The sequence below is a fragment of the Gemmatimonadota bacterium genome (genome assembly GCA_026705765.1).
Lineage (GTDB): Bacteria > Latescibacterota > UBA2968 > UBA2968 > UBA2968 > VXRD01.
Window position 1 is genome coordinate 21,729 of the sequence record JAPPAB010000054.1, and the last position, 17,487, is coordinate 39,215.

Below are 17,487 nucleotides of genomic sequence, written 5' to 3' on the forward strand. Positions count from 1 at the left end.
TTATTTCAGGCTATTGAAATAGTGCTGGATGTGGCGACGGGCGCGGTAGGTTTTTACGCGGTTGATCCAGCTCTTTTTGGGATGCTGGTTTGGATCGGTGTCAATTTCAACGGTGTCGCCCCAGGCAAGTTTGGAGAATGGATAAGCCCGCGCGCCGTTGATACGGCCTCCTTTGCATTGTAAGCCGAGGTCGGTATGTACGGCAAAGGCAAAATCGACGACGGTCGCATCTTCGGGCAATATAAAGGGATCACCCCTGGGGGTGAGTGCGACAATTTCTCGGGTAAAGAGAATGCGTTTGAGTTCAGTCATCAGGTGATGGGAGGCATCGGCGCGGTCGTACCAATCGACAAAATCGTGCAACCAGCGCGTGCGTCGCTCTTCGTGTTGTGCGTCTCCGCGCAATGCGGCGATGCCAAATTCGCCCAGGCGATGCATTGCAGGGGTTTGAATGTGGATTTCGTAGCGTTGATCCCTGTGGTGGACGCTGGTATGCAGGGCCTGATAACCATTGCGTTTGGACAGGGATATAAAATCTTTGAAACGCTCCATAACGGGGAGGAAGTGCTCGTGTAAAATACCCAGGGCCAAATAACACAGACGACGGCGCGAGACAATGACTTCGACTGCGTAGCGATCCTGGATTTGACTGAGGGGACGATGTTGCATTTTGCGGTAAATGCTGCCCAAACTTTTCTGTTGTACGCGCACACTTGTCCGCACGCCATTGGCGTTGAGCAAGTTGCGAATTGTGTCCTGGAATTTTACGAGATGCCCGGTTGGTTCTGTTCTAAATGTCGTCTGTATCTGATTCGCGATACGCGGTTCAAGGCAGCAGAGGCTGCGGTCTTCAAGCTCGCGGCGAATGCGGGCCATGCCCAATAAGTGCGATAGGGGCGCGTATATATCAATGGTTTCTCGCGCAATGCGTTGTCGCCTGTCGATTTCTGAAATACCGTCGAGGCTGCGCATGTTATACATGCGGTCAGCTAATTTGAGGATGAGTACGCGAGGGTCTCTTCTGGCATGGGTGAACAGATGTTGCAGGGTGGCAATGCGCCGCGCAGTGCGACCGGCTTTTGATCCTTCTACTTTTGTAACGCCGCTGACGAGGGTGGCAATGTTTTTGCCAAAGGTGGGTTCAATGTCGTTAAGGGTCAGGGCAGAGTCTTCAACGGCGTCGTGCAATAGTGCCGCTGCCATCATTTCCGCGTCGCGTGCAAAGCCCAATTCAGAAGCCAGGATGAGTGCCACGCCGATGGGATGGGTAATATACGGTTGCCCGGCGTCGCGGTCCTGGCCTTCGTGGCTGGCATTGGCGAAGTGGTATGCATGCCCGACGAGCGGATGATTGCGCTGGGGGATTTGTACCAGCAATTTCCGCAGAGGTTCGCGTATGGATGTCAGGTGTTTGGTATTCACGACGCACTCGCTTTGTCGAACCAGTTTTTGATGGCTTGCAATAAATGGTCTGGTGCTCGAAACGCCCGATGTTGAACTGGCAATGCTTCGAGAAAGGCTCGCCCATAGAAAGTGGATAAAACCCGACTGTCGAAGACGATGACAATGCCTCTGTCGGATTTGTTGCGTATCAGGCGACCAAAACCCTGGCGAAATTTGAGAATGGCTTCGGGGACTGAATAGTGTAAAAAAGGATTTTTGCCCTGTTTTTCGAGTTCTTCCATGTGCGCTGCAACGAGGGGTTCAGATGGCACGGCGAAAGGCAAGCGAATAATACCCAGGATTTCGAGGGCTTCGCCGGGGATATCTACCCCTTCCCAGAAACTGTCGGTGCCTAGGAGCATTGCACGACGGTGGGTCTTAAAGCGGTCGGTAATGCTGCCGCGCGCACCGTCTATCCCCTGTCCCAGGAGCAAGATGCCGTCGGACGATAGATCGTTTTTGAGTGCGTCATAAGACTGGTTGAGCATGCTGTAGGACGTGAATAATGCCAGCGTGCCCCGTCCGACTTTGCGTGCGAGATGGCGCAACAAATCGTCAACAGCTTGTTGAAAATGAGGGGATTTGGGCGATGGCATAAATTGAGGTACGCAGACGAGGGCTTGTAAATTGTAGTCAAAAGGCGAACCCAGGCAACGCGTTTGTACGCGCGCTTCGGGCATGGTGTCGAGCCCCATGCGCTGAAGAAAGTAGATGAGTTTGCCGCGAATACCCAGAGTGGCCGATGTGAAGACGATGGTATGCATTTTGTCGTAGAGTGCTTCGCTCAATACTTCGGCGACGTGCAGGGGCGCGGAGAACAGACGCGTGTCACTGCTGTTTTCTCGGGTTGGCAATTCAACCCAGTAAACGCATTGTTCATCTTCGGGATGGGTCAAGTGGTTGAGGGCTGCGAGCAGGTTGCTGCATTCCTGTGCGCGCCCGTCGAGTTCGTTGACGAGTTCGTCCTGGTTGGGAAAGGTGTCGTCGGGCAAGTCTTTGAGCCAATCGCACAGATTTTTTAAGCTGTTGTTGAGGTCTTTGATCGCTTCGGCAAAGTCATCGAGACTTTCTCCAACCGCTTCAAACGTATTTTCACCCGGGCGATAGCGCACTTTGGGCGTGTAGTAAAATTTTCGGCTGCCCTGTTTGCCGTACAAAAATTCCGTGAGGTCTTGAAAAAAGGCCTGCGCTTTGAGATAGATGTCTTCGGCGGCGTTCACGGCTCGCCCAATGCCTTTGTCAAAGGTGGCGAAGATATTGTCTTTGAGATCGGCTACACCGATCCAGTGACGCAATGCGGGCAGGGTACCGGTGTTCTGAAAACCCGGACTGCGCAGTTGATCGGAAAAATTTTTGATTTGCCATATATTGAGTTCGCACCCCAAATATTGTGCGGCAATTTTTTCGATGTTGTGGGCTTCGTCCAGGATGAGGTCTTCGTATTCGCCCAGCACGGCATTTTCCGAGACGATGTCGGAAAAGAGCAGGGAGTGATTGATAACTACGATATGTGCTTTTTGGGCAGATCGGCGCACGGCGTTGGCAAAACACTGTCCGTTGGTGCGGCACTTTTGCGAGCGGCAATACCCCGAGTCGGAACACACTTTTGACCACAGACTGGCATAGCGACGCATATCAAAGCCGTTGTTTTCCGAGATGTCACCGGTTTGCGTTTGTTCTGCCCATATAACGAGGGATAAAGCGCCTTCGCGCTCGTCTTCGGTAAAGAAGGTTTCGATATTGGCGAGTGCGGCATGCCAGCGGTTGAGGCATATATAGTTGCTGCGACCTTTGAGCAGGACATAGCTGAAGGGGATATCCAGGGTGCGTTCGAGGTGGGGCAGGTCTTTGAAGAACAATTGTTCCTGAAGATTTTTGGTATTGGTGGATACAATGACGCGGCGGCCATTTTGTGCGGCGTGGTGAATGGCCGGGGTGAGATAGGCCATGGATTTGCCCACACCTGTACCCGCTTCGGCGACGAGGAGATGGTTGTTGTTGAAGGCATTGGCAATGGCGCGTACCATTTCGATCTGTTCGGCACGCACTTCATATCCTTTGGTTTGTTGGTCAAATGTGCCGCCGGATTCAAACAGGGTGCAGAGCATGTCTATGTCGAGGGGTTCGCTGTCCTCTGTTTCCGATCGGAGTTCTTCGCCGCCCACATTGGATAGAGGGAGGCCATCTGCCCCGCCACCGCGAATGCGGTTCATAAATTCGCTTTTGATCGCTTCATTGCCCAGATCGACAAAGATGTTGAGTAAGGGGCTATTTGTGCCTTGCAAAAGCCGCAGTATGTTTTGTTTTGTTTGCAATGAGGTTTCGCGTAAGATCTCGATGACACCCGGGTATATGCCTGCGAGTTGCTCGGCATCGCAAAGTGCTTTGTGTGCTGATTGGGATTTGACTTCAAAATAGTCCGCGAGCGTATTCGCCCGATGATCGGATAAATTGGGCAGGGCAATCTGCGCGAGGTCGCGCACGCTGTGTATGTTGTTGCCAAAGGGCAGGCCAGAGGCTTCAGATAAAAAGCGGGTTTCAAATCGGCCCTGATGTACGATGAGGGGCTGGTCGCCGGCAAAGGTCATAAAATTTTCGATTGCCGCGTTGATGCGGGGTGCGTTTCTCACGTCTTTGAATGCGATGCCCGTCAGGCGCGTTGTTTCTTCGGGTACACCCATTTGGGGGCGCACATAGGTCTGAAAGCGATCGGCTATTTCGCCATCTTTGACTTTGACAGCACCGATTTCGATTATTTCGGCTTCTTTCGGGTTCAGACCCGTGGTTTCGAGATCGAGGGTTATGTAGGTGTGGAGAATGGACATGGGGAATGAAAAGATCCTGGATGCTTTAAGTTGACTCTTTGAGTTCTGTGCAGTATCATAAATGCCGACCGGTTTTAGATTTTCCGATCGGCTCTTGCTGGTGGCGATTTATGAATTATACATTACAAAGCCCTGAATTTCAAGGGTTATTGCGGAGGTGAGATGAAAGCGTCTGTTTATCTGGGACCCGAGCGAGTCGAATTGCGCGATATTGAGGAACCCAAACCGGGCGATGATGAGGTGCTCATCAAGGTGGCGCGGGCGGGTTTGTGCGGTACGGATTTGCATGTTTATCAGGGGCATATGGATCAACGAGTGCAAATTCCCCTGGTGATGGGGCACGAGATGTGCGGCGAAATTGTAGAGGTTCCGAAAGATGCCGAGTTTAAAGTGGGAGATCGCGTGGTGGTTGAACCGACAGTGGCATGTGGGATGTGTGCGGCTTGCCGGCGGGGACACCGTCATGTTTGTCAGAATCTGAATTTTTTAGGTATTGACTCTGCGGGGGCATTCCAGGCTTTTTGGAATGCACCTCTCGACCGCCTGCACCGCGTACCCGATGCACTGGACGACGATGCCGGTGCGCTTATTGAACCGCTTGCGGTCGCTGTCCACGATGTTCGGCGTGCAAAGGTGGAATTGGGTGACCGCGCGGTTGTGATTGGCGGTGGCCCGATTGGGATGCTGGTTGCAATGGCGGCGCGATTGGATGGGGCCGAGGTGGTGATTTCCGAAGTGAATCCCTTTCGTTTGGCAAAGGCGAGGGCATTGGGCTTTGAGATTGTGAATCCATTGGAAACAGATCTTCTCGCATATACCGAAGATTGGACCGGGGGCGCAGGTGCGGATCTCGTATTTGAAGTTAGCGGCAGTGCGCCCGGCGCAAAGGTTATGACGGAGTTGGCCCGGGTCCGCGGAACCATTGTGCTGGTTGGGGTACACGCTGAACCACCGCCTGTGGATTTGCAGCGTTTTTTTTGGCGGGAATTGCATCTGGTGGGGTGTCGCGTGTACGAGCCCATAGATTTTGAGCGGGCAATTCGATTGGCGGCGTCTGGCGCGGTTGATGTAAAAGCGCTGGTTACGGATACGCTGCCACTGGCGGATGCGGCAAAGGGATTTGAACAGATGGTGGCAGGTGGCGAGGTGATGAAGGTGCTTTTAGATTGTCAGGCGTAACAGGGGTTATTATGGGAATTTTGGATAAGTTTGATTTGAGCGGTAAGACTGCACTGGTGACGGGGTGTCGGCGCGGTATTGGGCGCGCTTTTGCCCAGGGGTTGGCCGAGGCAGGTGCCGATATTGTGGGGGTGAGTGCATCGCTGGCGTCGGGTAGTGAGGTGGAGGGGGATGTTACCGGATTGGGTCGTAGTTTCCGCCCTTATGCGTGTGATTTTTCCGATCGAGATGCTTTGCGGGCTTTTATAGCACGGGTGAAAGCAGATGTCGCTCAGGTCGATATACTGGTGAATAATGCGGGTACGATCTTGCGGGAACCTGCGGCGGATCATCCGGATGAATACTGGGATAGAGTGATTGAGGTAAATTTGAATGCGCAATTTGTTCTCGCACGCGAGTTCGGCAAAGAGATGGTCGCGCGCGGAGGTGGCAAAATTGTTTTTACAGCGTCTTTGCTGAGTTTTCAGGGTGGCATTACAGTACCGGGTTACGCTGCGGCCAAAGGGGGAATTGCGACTTTGACGATGGCGCTGTCAAATGAGTGGGCGAGCAAGGGGGTGAATGTCAATGCTATTGCGCCGGGGTATATTGCAACGGATAATACCGAAGCCCTGCGCAATGATTCTGTCCGTTCCGAGCAAATTTTGACGCGGATTCCGCGGGGGCGATGGGGGCAACCGGATGATTTGAAAGGCGCGTGTGTGTTTTTGTGTTCAGATGCGGCTAATTATATCAATGGTGCGATTCTGACTGTGGATGGCGGATGGATGGGGCGGTGAAGAAAAAACGCGAATAGACGAATAGACGAATAGACGAACTTGGAATACATACTGGTTTTGGGAGGATGGGCGGGGTTCGTTGATTCGTTGATTCGCAGATTCGTTAATTCGCTCATTTTTAACCGGAGGTTTGATATGGAGTACAGGCCGTTTGGAAAGACCGGGTTGGATGTTTCGGCGATTGGGTTTGGGTGCTGGGAACTCGGTGGGAATTATGGTTATTTTGATGAGGGCGAAGTGATTGCGGGCATTCACAAGGCACTGGATTTGGGGATTAATTGCTTTGATACGGCTGAAGGCTATGGGAAGGGGAAATCAGAGGCTCTGCTCGCGCGCGGTCTGGGAAATCGACGCAAGGATGTGATTGTGGTGACGAAGGTCGGTATTGGATATACGGATTCGGGACGGGAGAAGGGGCGCGACAGTCGCAGAGAGCGAATTATGGCGTCGGTAGAGAACAGTTTGCGGTTTTTGGATACGGATTATATCGATGTCTATTTGATTCACTGGCCCGATCGACACACGCCTTTTGAAGAGCCTATGCAGGTGCTGGAAGATTTGATTCAGCAGGGCAAGGTGCGCTTTGGAGGGGTATCGAATTTCAAGGCTGAGGAGATCGATGCATGTATGAAGACGCGGCGGGTAGATGTGGGGCAATACGGCTATCATATGTTTGATCGGCGTATGGAGAGGGATGTTTTTCCCTATTGCGAAGCGCATGGTATTGGGATGATGGGATATGGCTCTCTGGCGCATGGGCTGCTCGCCGGGGCGTTTGATGAGAATACGATATTCGACGCAGAAGATTGGCGGTCTAAGGGCGGGTTGTTTAATATGCCTTTGTTTACCGAAGAGAATTTTCCGCGCAATTTGAAGGTGGTGGAAGCGTTAAAACAGATGGCGGCAGACCGCGGCACAGCGATTTATCACCTCGCGCTGGCGTGGGTGTTGTCCAACCCTGTGATCAGCACCGCACTGGTTGGCGTGCGTAAACCCGAGGAGGTGGTGTCGAATATGGGGGCATTGGAGGTGGTGTTATCCGAAGACGATAAGTGTGCTATTGATGCGATATTTGATAATTACGGGGTGGATACACGCCCGGATATTTGGGTGGAGTAGGCTAAAAAGACATCAAAAATGAGGAATGGGCAATCTATACTTGACAAATCAAAGCATGCTGGACTATAATTGGGATATGTTACACGATATAGCCTTCAACCTGAGCAGTTGGGAATAAGGTTTGAAGATTATAGGGTACATCCATTTTCACAAAGGGAGAGAATTATGTCGCAAGCTGTAACAAAACGATGGAGCAAAGCCCAAATTGTAAGCGCGATCGCAGAAAGTACCGGTCTGAGTAAAAAAGATGTGGGTAGCGTTCTCGATGGGTTGGACAGTGCCATTGAAAGCCATATCACAGCAGGTTCCGTCGGCGAATTTGTGTTGCCTGGTCTGCTCAAAATCAAAAGGGTTGAAAAACCGGCCCGCGCAGAACGAGAGGGCGTCAATCCCTTCACAGGCGAAAAAATAACAATTGCAGCTAAACCCGCTTCGCAGGGTGTAAGAATCTCAGCTCTCAAAAAACTGAAAGACATGGTTTAGCAATTGTCGCATTTAGGGAACCGTCGCAAAGCCCAGCCTTTTAAGGTTGGGCTTTTATTTTTATAATCACTGTGGGTATGTTTTACGGGACTGGACAAAATACCGCGAAATGATTACTTTCAAAGTCGCGACTAAAAAGCGATAGTCCAATCGCCAAGGAGGCAAAATGCGGCGGTATATGATGGGAGTATTGTTGATTGTATTTGGGGTGTTATCTGGCCTGGTCGATACAACTGAGGCTGTTGAAGTCGTTCTCAAATCGGGTCGCGTTGTGCGAGGCGAACTGATTCGGGAGACCGCGACTTCTATTACGCTTCAGCTTTCTTCCAGCCGGATCGAAATTTCCAAGTTGAGTATCAAGACGATTGATGGACGTTCTCCTTTTGAACAGCCCAGGTCCCGTGTAGCCGTGTCTTCCGATAGTACAGATAAAATGGAGGTGCAAATTCCCGCAGGCGATTTTCTCATGGGAGATACCCGAGATAAAAACGCGCCTGTACACAAGGTTTATCTCGATGCGTACTGGGTCGATACACGCGAAGTTACCAATGCTCAGTACCGCGAATTTGTGACGAGCACAGGGCATGCGGCTCCCCGGTATTGGGGTGAGGCCAAATACAATACCCCCAACCAACCCGTTGTGGGTGTTTCGTGGCATGACGCCAATGCCTATTGTTCGTGGAAGGGCAAACGGCTGCCCACTGAAGCAGAGTGGGAGCGCGCAGCACGGGGGGCACAAAGTCGTCTTTACCCCTGGGGCGACCGTTTTGATGTCACGAGGGCAAATACCCGGGAAACCCGGAGCCGGCGCCCATTGCCTGTGGGAACCTTCCCGGAAGGTGCTACCAGTGAAGGCTTGCTCGATATGTCGGGCAATGTGTGGGAGTGGTGTTGGGATTGGTTTGAAGACGGATATTACCGCGTTTCTCCGCGCAACAATCCCACGGGACCAGAGGCTGGGAAAAAGCGCGTCATAAGGGGTGGGGGCTGGAGTGCCCCTCATATTCACATGGCCCGACGGCGGGGTGAAAAGCCCGATAAAACCTATCCTTCTCTGGGTTTTCGATGCGCCAGATCAGATACTGAGGCACAGGCAAAACAGTGAGTTAAAATAAAAAAGCCGCTGATCAGCGGCTTTTTTATTGATCATTTGCAAAACCATCACAGGTCAAGACCGTCCAGTTCATCCAATACCTCGTCTTCACCTACTATGGTATCCGACTCTCGAATCACAACGAGAATGGAAGCCTGGGGCACAATGAGGTATTTCTCGCCTTCGAAAGAGATCTCCATCGCGGCTTTTTGCAAAAATAAGGCAAAATCGCCTTCTTCAACTTGCAGGGGCAAATACCGCGGTTCTTTTGGAGAATTGCGCCAGGGTTCATCGTCTTCGGGCGTTTCTGGCAGCGGCAGACCAGGGCCTGTGGCCATAATACGACCGCTTTGTACTTCCTCTTTTTCGACCACAGTTTGAGGCAAATAAAGCCCTACTTTGGTTCGTTCTTCCAAATCTTCCCGCTTGACCAAAACGCGGTCGCCAATAACGACGAGTTCTTTGTTTCCTATTTGCATTGCATTTTCTCGCTCAGTGAGGCATTAACATATCTGAAGAATTGTTTGTGAAACTTAAAAAATTGTACCGCAAGTGTCAACAGTTTAGGGGTAAAACTATTTTAGTAATAAAATCTTGACAAATGGGTGGATAAGGTATATTATTTTTCATCGCGTTGTAATATACTTTTGATTATGGAGCCGTTCCATGTTGTTTTTTGCGCCAACAATGCAAATGCCGATGCCCGTCATTGTACGGGCTACACGTGTTGTACATTCTCATTGTGAGCCGGAGCATGGATAGCGGATCATTTTAGTCGTTTGCATTCAAAAAAAGCCGTTGGAATGTTCCGTTCCAGCGGCTTTTTATATGAGAGGTGATATTGGAAAGGGTGACTGGACAGGGGCGCGCGGTTCGGTTTTTGACCGAATTGATTGAAAGAGATCGGGTCCCGCACGCGCTGTTGTTTTTGGGCACTTCTGGTACGGGTGCAGTGGCGGCGGCATTGGATTTTGTGCAGGCGTTGCATTGTCGGGAAGATGGTGCTGTGGCCTGTGGGCATTGTGCCGCATGCCACAAGGTGACAAATCTCAATCATCCGGATAGTGCGCTGCTCTTTCCCTTTTCTTCTCGCGTGAAAGAGGAAGATAGGCAAGCTGCACTGTTTCAGGTATGGCAATCGCCGTATCACTATCCATTGCCAGACGATAATGCAGCGATTGCTATTAATCGCGTTCGGGAGATGCAGCGGCAGTTTACGCACAGTGCTTTTGCAGGGGGATGGCGCACGACTCTTATTTTGCACGCGGATCAAATGCGCGCAGAGGCGGCCAACGCTATGTTGAAAACTTTGGAGGAACCGCCTGTCCGGTCGCTGATGATTTTGATTGCTTCCCATGGCGATGCGTTGTTGCCCACTATTGTGTCGCGGTGTCAGTTTGTAAAATTTCCCGCGCTTTCGCCGCATGACATCAGTGCCGGGTTGGTGGCAAAGGGCGTTGATGAAACAACGGCAGATTTTATTGCACGCACGTGTGGTGGCGATTTTCGCAGGGCATTGGATATGACCGATGGCCATGTCACAGACAGGCAAGATCGATCTTTCAGGTTTTTGGAAGCCTTGTTATGGGAGCAGGAGGAGCGCACGTTTGAAGCACTGGCAAAACTCGACCGACAAGAGGCGTTGGATATTTTGGCAGGTGCAGAGATCTGGCTCAGGGACGCGCTGTTGCTGCAATGTGGTCGGGGTGACCATATTGCCAATGTCGCGCAGGAGGACAATGTCGGGCGATTGGCAGAGGTTTTTTATTTGGACCAGCTCGTCGCAATTGTAAAAAAGATTGAGTCTCTGCGAGAGATGAATCAACGCAATGTAAATATGAATCTGGGCTTGATTTCGCTCTGGCGACAGATCAGGTCCTTTTGAGTGGGTGTAGAAAAATGAGTACATTTTATATTACAACACCGATTTATTACGTCAATGATGAACCCCATATCGGGCATGCGTACACGACGATTATGGCCGATGTGCTGTCGCGTTTTCACCGCCTGGCTGGCGATGATGTGTTGTTTTTGACGGGTACGGATGAGCACGGGCAGAAAGTGGATGAGGCGGCGAAAAAACGCGATTTGTCGCCGCAGGCACACGCAGATGAAATGGTGGTGCGATTTCAGGCGTTGTGGGAGGTTTTAAATATTTCTAACGATGATTTTATTCGCACTACCGAAGCGCGGCACAAGCGCGTTGTCTCCGAGATTTTGCAACGCATTTACGATGCGGGCGAGATTTATTCCGATAATTACGAGGGCTGGTATTGTATTCCGGACGAGCGGTTCTGGACGGAGAAGGATCTGGTTGATGGGAATTGTCCGGATTGCGGTCGGCCTACGGTGAAAATTTCGGAGAAGAATTACTTTTTTAGAATGAGTAAATATCAGGACTGGCTCATTGAGTATATTGAGACACATCCCAATTTTATTCGGCCGGAAAAGCGGCGCAACGAGATCCTCGGATTTTTGCGCCAGCCGCTGGGCGATCTGTGTATTTCTCGCCCTAAAGAGCGTTTGGAATGGGGGATTCCGCTTCCTTTTGATGAAGATTATGTCTGTTATGTGTGGTTCGATGCGCTGATCAATTATATCACGGCACCGGGTTATATCGCCGATGATGCGCGTTTTGAGCACTGGTGGCAGGCGTCTTGTCATTTGATTGGCAAGGATATTTTGACCACGCATTGCGTGTATTGGCCCACGATGCTCAAGGCGATAGGTGTGCCATTGCCCAAAACGATTATGGGGCATGGTTTTTGGCTCGTGGATGAGACAAAGATGGGGAAGTCGCTGGGCAATGCGATTCGACCTCTGGATCTGTCTGATAAATACGGGGTGGATGCGTTTCGGTATTTTCTGGTGCGCGATATGACGCTGGGGCAAGATAGCGATTTTAGCGAGGAGGCTTTTGTTCAGCGCTATAATACCGAGTTAGCCAATGAGTTGGGCAATTTGCTGAATCGCTCGGTGGTGATGGCTGCGCGATATTTGGATGGGGTTGTGCCTGCTGTTGATGGCAATCACGCGGCGCTTGATGCTTTGAAAGCGCAGACGCAGGAGACGCTCGATGCGGTGGGCAAAGCGATTGATGCGATGAATCCCAATGCGGTGCTGGATGCGGTTTGGCGGTTGGTGCGGGAGGCCAATCGGTTTGTCGAGGTGCAGGCGCCGTGGCATTTGGTGAAGGATGCGAGCAAGAGGGATGAGCTTGAGGTGACGATTTACGCGCTGCTGGAAACGATGCGGCAATTGGCCGTGTTGCTGTTTCCGGTGATTCCCTCAAAGGCGTGTGAGATTTGGCGACAACTCGGTGCAAAGGGATCGCCAGAAGATGTTCATTTGGATGATTTAAAAACATGGGGGGGGCTGGATGCCAATTTGAAGGTTGCGCCTGGCGATCCGGTGTTTCCGCGTATTGAGGAGGTCAATGTGGCAGAGGAAAAAACAGAAGAAGATTTGATTTCTTTTTTAGAATTTCAGAAGCTCAAGTTGCGCGTGGCAAAAATTGACGCAGCCGAGCGCGTGAAGGGGGCAGATCGCCTGTTGCAGTTGCAGATCAGTTTGGGCGATGAGCAACGCCAGATCGTCGCCGGGATTGCCGAGTTTTACGAGCCGGAGGCACTCGTGGGGCAGCAGATTGTTGTGGTTGCCAATCTGGAGCCAGCGACTATTCGCGGTGTCGAATCCCAGGGTATGCTGCTGGCGGCTTCCGATGATCAGGGCCTCACACTCGTGACGCCGGATAATGAGATTAGTGATGGGGCTGAGGTTAATTGAGGGTGGTGAGATGTAATATAACCTCACACAAAGACACGAAGACACAAAGATACAAGACATGAAACGCGGGAAGCACATAGAGGTTAAAATTCGCCCCTTGCGGTACAGCGATGCAGCAGCCGTACAGCGCTATGCCTCTGATGAACGCGTTGCTCTTACGACTAACATACCTCAACCATATCCGGAAAATGGTGGGGAAATATTCGTCAGAAGAAGCATTAGAGCACACAGAAATCGAGAGGGTTTCTCTTTCGCTATTGTTGCAGATGGCGATATGATTGGCGTGGTGGGACTCGGAGCAGTTGATTACGAAAAACGCAGCGTCCGGTGTGATTACGCAATCGCATCATCGCACTGGGGCAGGGGAATCACAACCAGAGCTGTTGCTCTCGCGCTACACTACGCGTTCTGTGAACTCGACATGGAGATCGTCCATTCGGCTTGCCTGAAGCGCAATCCGGCGTCTGCTCGTGTTCTGGAGAAGAATGGGTTTCAGGAGATGGATGGGTTTATCTATAACAGTTCCAAGTTCGAGAACGAACCCGCACGGCGGTTTCAACTGACCCGGCAGGCATGGAGAAAACAGAATGTCTGATCATGGAGTGGAGCGTGAAACATTGGTTGAGATGAGTGTTACATATAGCATTGAAGTCAATGGGCGGTTTGTTATTATTGAAGATGTTCCTGCTCGGGTTAATGTTGAGACGGGGGAAAGGTTCTTTTCTCCAGAGACTGTCGAATGTTTGCAACAGGCGGTTTGGGAACGATGTAAACCCGTTCGCACTATTGAAACACCTGTGTATGATTATGCCGCATTAACCTGAATATAGCCGACGGTTTCGGTTTTTAGGATTTCTACATGCTTGTCGATTCACACGCGCATTTGATGTTTCCACAGTTCAGAAAGGATCTGGACGATTTGCTCGCCCGGGCGCGTGCCGCGGGGGTGGGGCAGATTGTGAATGTGGGGACAAATTTGGATACGAGTCGCGCGGCTATTGCCCTTGCTGAGGTAAGGGATGATGTATATGCTTCGGCGGGGTTTCATCCGTCGGATTCTGCAAAGGCGGATGAAGCGGCTTTGAAAAAGTTGCCTGCGCTTTTGAAGCATCACAGGGTTGTTGCAGTTGGCGAGACGGGGCTGGATTTTTATCGCGATTACGCGCCGCGCGAGGTTCAGGAACGGGCGTTTCGGGCGCATATTCGCCTGGCGAGAGAGATGGGCCTGCCGCTGATTATTCACAGTCGGGGTGCCGAGACGCGGGTGTTAGATGTGTTGGAGGAGGGAGGTGGATCGGAGGTGGGTGGTGTGATGCATTGTTTTGGCGGGGATGTCGCAGAAGCTCGTCGTGCGGTTGATCTCAATTTTTATCTGGGTTTTGGTGGTATTGTTACTTTCAAAAATTCGGGTGCGCTGAAGGTCGCATTGGATGTGCCCGCTGAGCGGTTGCTTTTGGAAACAGATTGTCCGTTTCTGGCACCAGCGCCAAAGCGCGGCAAGCGCAATGAGCCGGCTTATGTGCGCTATGTGGCCGAGTGCCTGGCCGATGCTGGATGGGGGGAGACTGGAGATGTGTGTCGGCAGACGACGCAAAATGCTCAGACTTTGTTTGGGTTGATATCGTGAAAACGAAGACGCGGCTGGGCCAGCATTTTCTCACAGATGGCGCATCTATCGAGCGAATCGTAGAGGCTGCACAGATTGAGAAAGAGGATCTGGTCGTAGAAATTGGTCCCGGGCGAGGCGCGTTGACGGGCCTTTTGGTTGGGCGGGCAGAACAGGTGGTCGCTATTGAGATTGATGAGGCGTTGTGTGATCTGCTTTCCGATCGATTTGGTTCGCGGTTAAAAATTGTATCAGATGATGTGCGGCAGGTCAATTTGCCCGCGCTTGTTGAAAATGAAAAACGAGAAAAAGCGATTCTGGTGGGCAATTTGCCCTATCATATTACGGGCGCGCTCATCAGGCAAATTACGGATGCTCGAAGGGCTTGGAAACGCGCTGTGATTACGGTGCAGCGCGAGGTGGGACAACGCATGATCGCACAGCCGGGTAGTAAAATATATGGCGTGTTGTCGGTTGTTACACAGGTGCGGTGTGTTGCAAAACGGTTGTTTGATCTGTCTCCTGCGCATTTTTATCCGCGCCCCAAAGTGCATTCTTCTGTGTTGATGCTGGATTTTGAAGCAAATTCTGCTTATGATATTGCAGATGAAAGGCGTTTGTTTGGCGTGGTGCGCGCCGCATTTCAGCAGCGGAGGAAGATGGTGCGCAATGCATTATCTGGTGTGGTAGATGATGAGATTTTGATGGAAGCGAATATCGATGGTCGCGCGCGTCCCGAAACCATATCGATCGATGGATTTGAACGGATTTGCCGCGCATTGGCTGTGCGATAGTTTTTTAGAAAGGGATTTCTTATGCCCATTCCAAAGTCAGACAAGATCTGGTTTAATGGGAATTTTGTGGGTTGGGACGATGCCCAAATTCACGTGCTGTCCCATGTGGTGCATTACGGTTCGAGTGTTTTTGAGGGGATACGGTGTTATCATACCGAAAGGGGGCCGGCCTGTTTCAGGCTGAGAGATCATGTGAAAAGGCTTTACGATTCGGCCAAAATTTATCGCATGGAAATTCCCTATACACAAGATGAACTGGAAACGGCCATTTTGGAGACGATTCGCATTAATAACTTGCAGGCGTGTTATGTCAGGCCCGTGGTTTTTCGGGGTTTTGGCGAATTGGCGGTCAATCCAATGCCATGCCCGGTTGAGGTGGTGGTCGCGGTGTGGGAATGGGGCAAGTACCTGGGCCCAGAGGCTCTGGAGAAAGGCGTGTCGGTTCGGTTTGCGTCGTGGAATCGCCTGGCGCCCAATACCATGCCTTCGCTGGCCAAGGTGGCGGCAAATTACATGAACGCACAACTCATCAAGATGGAGGCGATGGCCGATGGATATGCCGAGGGTATTGCCCTGGATACACAGGGTTATGTGAGCGAAGGCAGCGGCGAGAATATTTTTATGGCGAAGAATGGACAGATTTACACGCCTTCTACCGAGTCGTCTATTTTACCCGGTATTACGCGACATTCGGTTATTACACTTGCCCGAGATTTGGGACATACGGTGACGACGCGGCCGATTCCAAGAGAGTCCCTGTACATTGCTGATGAGGTATTTTTTACGGGTAGTGCGGCAGAGATCACGCCGATCACGGCTATTGATCATATCAGTATTGGCTGTGGTTCTCGGGGCGAAATCACGAAGAAACTACAGGATGCCTTTTTTGCCGTTGTGGAAGGTCGTGCGGAAGATGAGCGCGGCTGGTTGACGTATGTTTAAAGAAGGTCCTTTAACTGCTAATTGCTATGAAAAATAAAAAAATCGCTGTTATTGGTGCAGGCAATATGGGGGGCGCGCTGATGGCCGGTTGGATTCGGTCGGGAGAGATCGCGCCTGAAAATATCACGGCGGTGGATCTGGTTGCTGAGGTATTGGATCAGAGAAGGCGCGAGTTGGGTGTCCAGGTTGCGGCAGATGCGCGCGAAGTGGTGGGCCATCAGGATATTGTGGTGTTGGGCGTGAAGCCCCAGTTCTGGAAGCAGACCGTTGTGGGCTTTCGGGATTTGTTGCACGGTGATCAGGTGATTATTTCCTTTATGGCGGGTGTGCGTATTGCGGCATTGGAAGCGGAATTGGGTGCGCTGCCCGTTATTCGCGTGATGCCCAATGTGCTGGCGCAGGTCGGTGCTGCAGGTTCGGGAGTGTGTGCTGGCGCACATGTGGGTGAGGATCATCTGAGTCTGGCACTGTCTCTGTTCAGCGCGGTTGGTGCAGCGGTCGTTGTTTCAGAATCACAGATGGATGCGGTGACTGGACTCGCGGGCAGTGGGCCTGCATATGTGTACGCGGTAATTGATGCGCTGGCAGATGGCGGGGTGCGGTCTGGTTTGTCAAAAGATATGGCGTTGACTCTGGCGACTCAGACTGTGCTTGGGGCTGCGCGTATGGTTGCCGAGAGCGGCGAACATCCGGCAATTTTGAAAGATCAGGTGACGTCGGCGGGCGGAACGACTATTGCGGGTTTGCACGCGCTGGAACAGGGCGGTTTGCGCGCGGCTTTGATGGATGCTGTTTTGGCTGCTACAGAGCGATCGAGTGCTTTGGGGGAATGATATGATTGCGGTTGTGGATTATGGGATGGGGAATTTGCGAAGTGTTCAAAAGGCGTTTGAACACGTTGGGGCAGGGGCTGTGATTGTCGATAGACCTGAGGATATTGATGCCGCCGAGCGCGTTGTGCTTCCCGGTGTTGGAGCATTTGGCGATGCGATGAACAATCTGAAAACAGCGGGATTGATTGCGCCCATTGTAAGAGCTATTTCAGAAGGCCGACCTTTTTTGGGTATTTGTCTGGGGTTGCAATTGATGTTTGCCGAGAGTGAAGAAATGGGGCAGCACAGGGGATTGGGCATTTTGCCGGGGAAAGTGAAGCGTTTTCCCGAAGGGCAGCGCGTTCCGCAAATTGGGTGGAATGAGGTGCGAATTCAGCGCGAGACAGCACTTTTAGATGGCGTGCCCGATAGGTCTTATTTTTATTTTGTTCATTCTTTTTTTGTGGCGTCTGAGCGCGATGAAGATGTGGTGGGGGTGACGGATTATGGGATTGATTATGCGTCAATTGCCGGAAGTGGTCGGGCTTTTGGCGTGCAGTTTCACCCTGAGAAAAGTCAGGATGCTGGCTTAAAAATTTTAAAGAATTTTGCGGAGAAGGTATAGG

The 17,487-nt window shown here is 51.5% G+C and carries 17 protein-coding genes; 14 read left to right on the top strand and 3 right to left on the bottom strand.

Annotated features, from left to right (window positions below; all coding sequences use genetic code 11):
- Together OXH16_06510 and OXH16_06515 are read right to left on the bottom strand one after the other, a co-directional pair.
- Nucleotides 1–1,422: an HD domain-containing protein gene (locus OXH16_06510; protein ID MCY3681029.1), complete on the bottom strand. Its 1,422-nt coding sequence runs from the start codon at nt 1,420–1,422 to the stop codon at nt 1–3.
- Nucleotides 1,419–4,268 (bottom strand): exonuclease domain-containing protein, encoded by a 2,850-nt coding sequence (locus tag OXH16_06515; GenBank protein MCY3681030.1) that lies wholly within the window; start codon nt 4,266–4,268, stop codon nt 1,419–1,421. Before OXH16_06515 ends, OXH16_06510 begins: the two co-directional genes overlap by 4 nt.
- A gap of 162 nt (nt 4,269–4,430) precedes the next feature.
- Between OXH16_06515 and OXH16_06520 the strand changes: the two genes are divergently transcribed.
- From OXH16_06520 to OXH16_06540, 5 genes are all read left to right on the top strand, one after another.
- Complete coding sequence (locus tag OXH16_06520; protein ID MCY3681031.1) at nt 4,431–5,447, top strand: alcohol dehydrogenase catalytic domain-containing protein; 1,017 nt, start codon at nt 4,431–4,433, stop codon at nt 5,445–5,447.
- A gap of 17 nt (nt 5,448–5,464) precedes the next feature.
- Entirely contained in the window at nt 5,465–6,226 is a 762-nt protein-coding gene (locus OXH16_06525; GenBank protein MCY3681032.1) for an SDR family oxidoreductase, read from the top strand.
- A 135-nt stretch (nt 6,227–6,361) separates the two neighbouring features.
- A complete protein-coding gene (locus OXH16_06530; protein ID MCY3681033.1) occupies nt 6,362–7,345 on the top strand; it encodes an aldo/keto reductase in 984 nt (327 codons plus the stop codon).
- A 165-nt stretch (nt 7,346–7,510) separates the two neighbouring features.
- Nucleotides 7,511–7,828, top strand: coding sequence for an HU family DNA-binding protein (locus tag OXH16_06535; protein MCY3681034.1), 318 nt, complete (start codon nt 7,511–7,513; stop codon nt 7,826–7,828).
- A 166-nt stretch (nt 7,829–7,994) separates the two neighbouring features.
- Nucleotides 7,995–8,933 (top strand): formylglycine-generating enzyme family protein, encoded by a 939-nt coding sequence (locus OXH16_06540; GenBank protein MCY3681035.1) that lies wholly within the window; start codon nt 7,995–7,997, stop codon nt 8,931–8,933.
- 56 nt (nt 8,934–8,989) lie between these two features.
- Here OXH16_06540 and OXH16_06545 read toward each other — a convergent pair whose 3' ends face one another.
- Complete coding sequence (locus OXH16_06545) at nt 8,990–9,400, bottom strand: co-chaperone GroES family protein (protein ID MCY3681036.1); 411 nt, start codon at nt 9,398–9,400, stop codon at nt 8,990–8,992.
- A 371-nt stretch (nt 9,401–9,771) separates the two neighbouring features.
- Between OXH16_06545 and OXH16_06550 the strand changes: the two genes are divergently transcribed.
- Genes OXH16_06550 through hisH form a run of 9 tightly spaced genes read left to right on the top strand, consistent with a single transcriptional unit; the run spans nt 9,772 to nt 17,486 of the window.
- Nucleotides 9,772–10,806, top strand: coding sequence for a hypothetical protein (locus OXH16_06550; protein MCY3681037.1), 1,035 nt, complete (start codon nt 9,772–9,774; stop codon nt 10,804–10,806).
- Between the two features lie 14 nt (nt 10,807–10,820).
- A complete protein-coding gene (metG, locus tag OXH16_06555) occupies nt 10,821–12,707 on the top strand; it encodes a methionine--tRNA ligase (GenBank protein ID MCY3681038.1) in 1,887 nt (628 codons plus the stop codon).
- Between the two features lie 58 nt (nt 12,708–12,765).
- Complete coding sequence (locus tag OXH16_06560; protein MCY3681039.1) at nt 12,766–13,302, top strand: GNAT family N-acetyltransferase; 537 nt, start codon at nt 12,766–12,768, stop codon at nt 13,300–13,302.
- Nucleotides 13,295–13,531 (top strand): hypothetical protein, encoded by a 237-nt coding sequence (locus OXH16_06565; GenBank protein ID MCY3681040.1) that lies wholly within the window; start codon nt 13,295–13,297, stop codon nt 13,529–13,531. Before OXH16_06560 ends, OXH16_06565 begins: the two co-directional genes overlap by 8 nt.
- 35 nt (nt 13,532–13,566) lie before the next feature.
- Complete coding sequence (locus OXH16_06570; protein MCY3681041.1) at nt 13,567–14,334, top strand: TatD family hydrolase; 768 nt, start codon at nt 13,567–13,569, stop codon at nt 14,332–14,334.
- Entirely contained in the window at nt 14,331–15,107 is a 777-nt protein-coding gene (gene rsmA, locus OXH16_06575; GenBank protein MCY3681042.1) for a 16S rRNA (adenine(1518)-N(6)/adenine(1519)-N(6))-dimethyltransferase RsmA, read from the top strand. The genes OXH16_06570 and rsmA overlap by 4 nt, the downstream gene beginning before the upstream one ends.
- A 21-nt stretch (nt 15,108–15,128) precedes the next feature.
- Nucleotides 15,129–16,049, top strand: coding sequence for a branched-chain amino acid transaminase (locus OXH16_06580; protein MCY3681043.1), 921 nt, complete (start codon nt 15,129–15,131; stop codon nt 16,047–16,049).
- A 26-nt stretch (nt 16,050–16,075) separates the two neighbouring features.
- On the top strand, nt 16,076–16,882 hold the full coding sequence (proC, locus tag OXH16_06585; protein MCY3681044.1) for a pyrroline-5-carboxylate reductase: 807 nt from the start codon (nt 16,076–16,078) through the stop codon (nt 16,880–16,882).
- A gap of 1 nt (nt 16,883) precedes the next feature.
- Complete coding sequence (gene hisH / locus OXH16_06590; GenBank protein MCY3681045.1) at nt 16,884–17,486, top strand: imidazole glycerol phosphate synthase subunit HisH; 603 nt, start codon at nt 16,884–16,886, stop codon at nt 17,484–17,486.
- The last annotated feature ends 1 nt before the right edge of the window (nt 17,487 follow it).

Excerpts from the sequence above, each read along its gene's own strand:
- OXH16_06515 (MCY3681030.1), bottom strand. The coding sequence starts at position 4,268 with ATGTCCATTCTCCACACCTACATAACCCTCGATCTCGAAACCACGGGT.
- OXH16_06520 (MCY3681031.1), top strand. The coding sequence starts at position 4,431 with ATGAAAGCGTCTGTTTATCTGGGACCCGAGCGAGTCGAATTGCGCGAT.
- OXH16_06530 (MCY3681033.1), top strand. The coding sequence starts at position 6,362 with ATGGAGTACAGGCCGTTTGGAAAGACCGGGTTGGATGTTTCGGCGATT.
- OXH16_06535 (MCY3681034.1), top strand. The coding sequence starts at position 7,511 with ATGTCGCAAGCTGTAACAAAACGATGGAGCAAAGCCCAAATTGTAAGC.
- OXH16_06540 (MCY3681035.1), top strand. The coding sequence starts at position 7,995 with ATGCGGCGGTATATGATGGGAGTATTGTTGATTGTATTTGGGGTGTTA.
- OXH16_06545 (MCY3681036.1), bottom strand. The coding sequence starts at position 9,400 with ATGCAAATAGGAAACAAAGAACTCGTCGTTATTGGCGACCGCGTTTTG.
- metG (MCY3681038.1), top strand. The coding sequence starts at position 10,821 with ATGAGTACATTTTATATTACAACACCGATTTATTACGTCAATGATGAA.
- OXH16_06560 (MCY3681039.1), top strand. The coding sequence starts at position 12,766 with ATGAAACGCGGGAAGCACATAGAGGTTAAAATTCGCCCCTTGCGGTAC.
- OXH16_06565 (MCY3681040.1), top strand. The coding sequence starts at position 13,295 with ATGTCTGATCATGGAGTGGAGCGTGAAACATTGGTTGAGATGAGTGTT.
- OXH16_06570 (MCY3681041.1), top strand. The coding sequence starts at position 13,567 with ATGCTTGTCGATTCACACGCGCATTTGATGTTTCCACAGTTCAGAAAG.
- OXH16_06580 (MCY3681043.1), top strand. The coding sequence starts at position 15,129 with ATGCCCATTCCAAAGTCAGACAAGATCTGGTTTAATGGGAATTTTGTG.
- proC (MCY3681044.1), top strand. The coding sequence starts at position 16,076 with ATGAAAAATAAAAAAATCGCTGTTATTGGTGCAGGCAATATGGGGGGC.
- hisH (MCY3681045.1), top strand. The coding sequence starts at position 16,884 with ATGATTGCGGTTGTGGATTATGGGATGGGGAATTTGCGAAGTGTTCAA.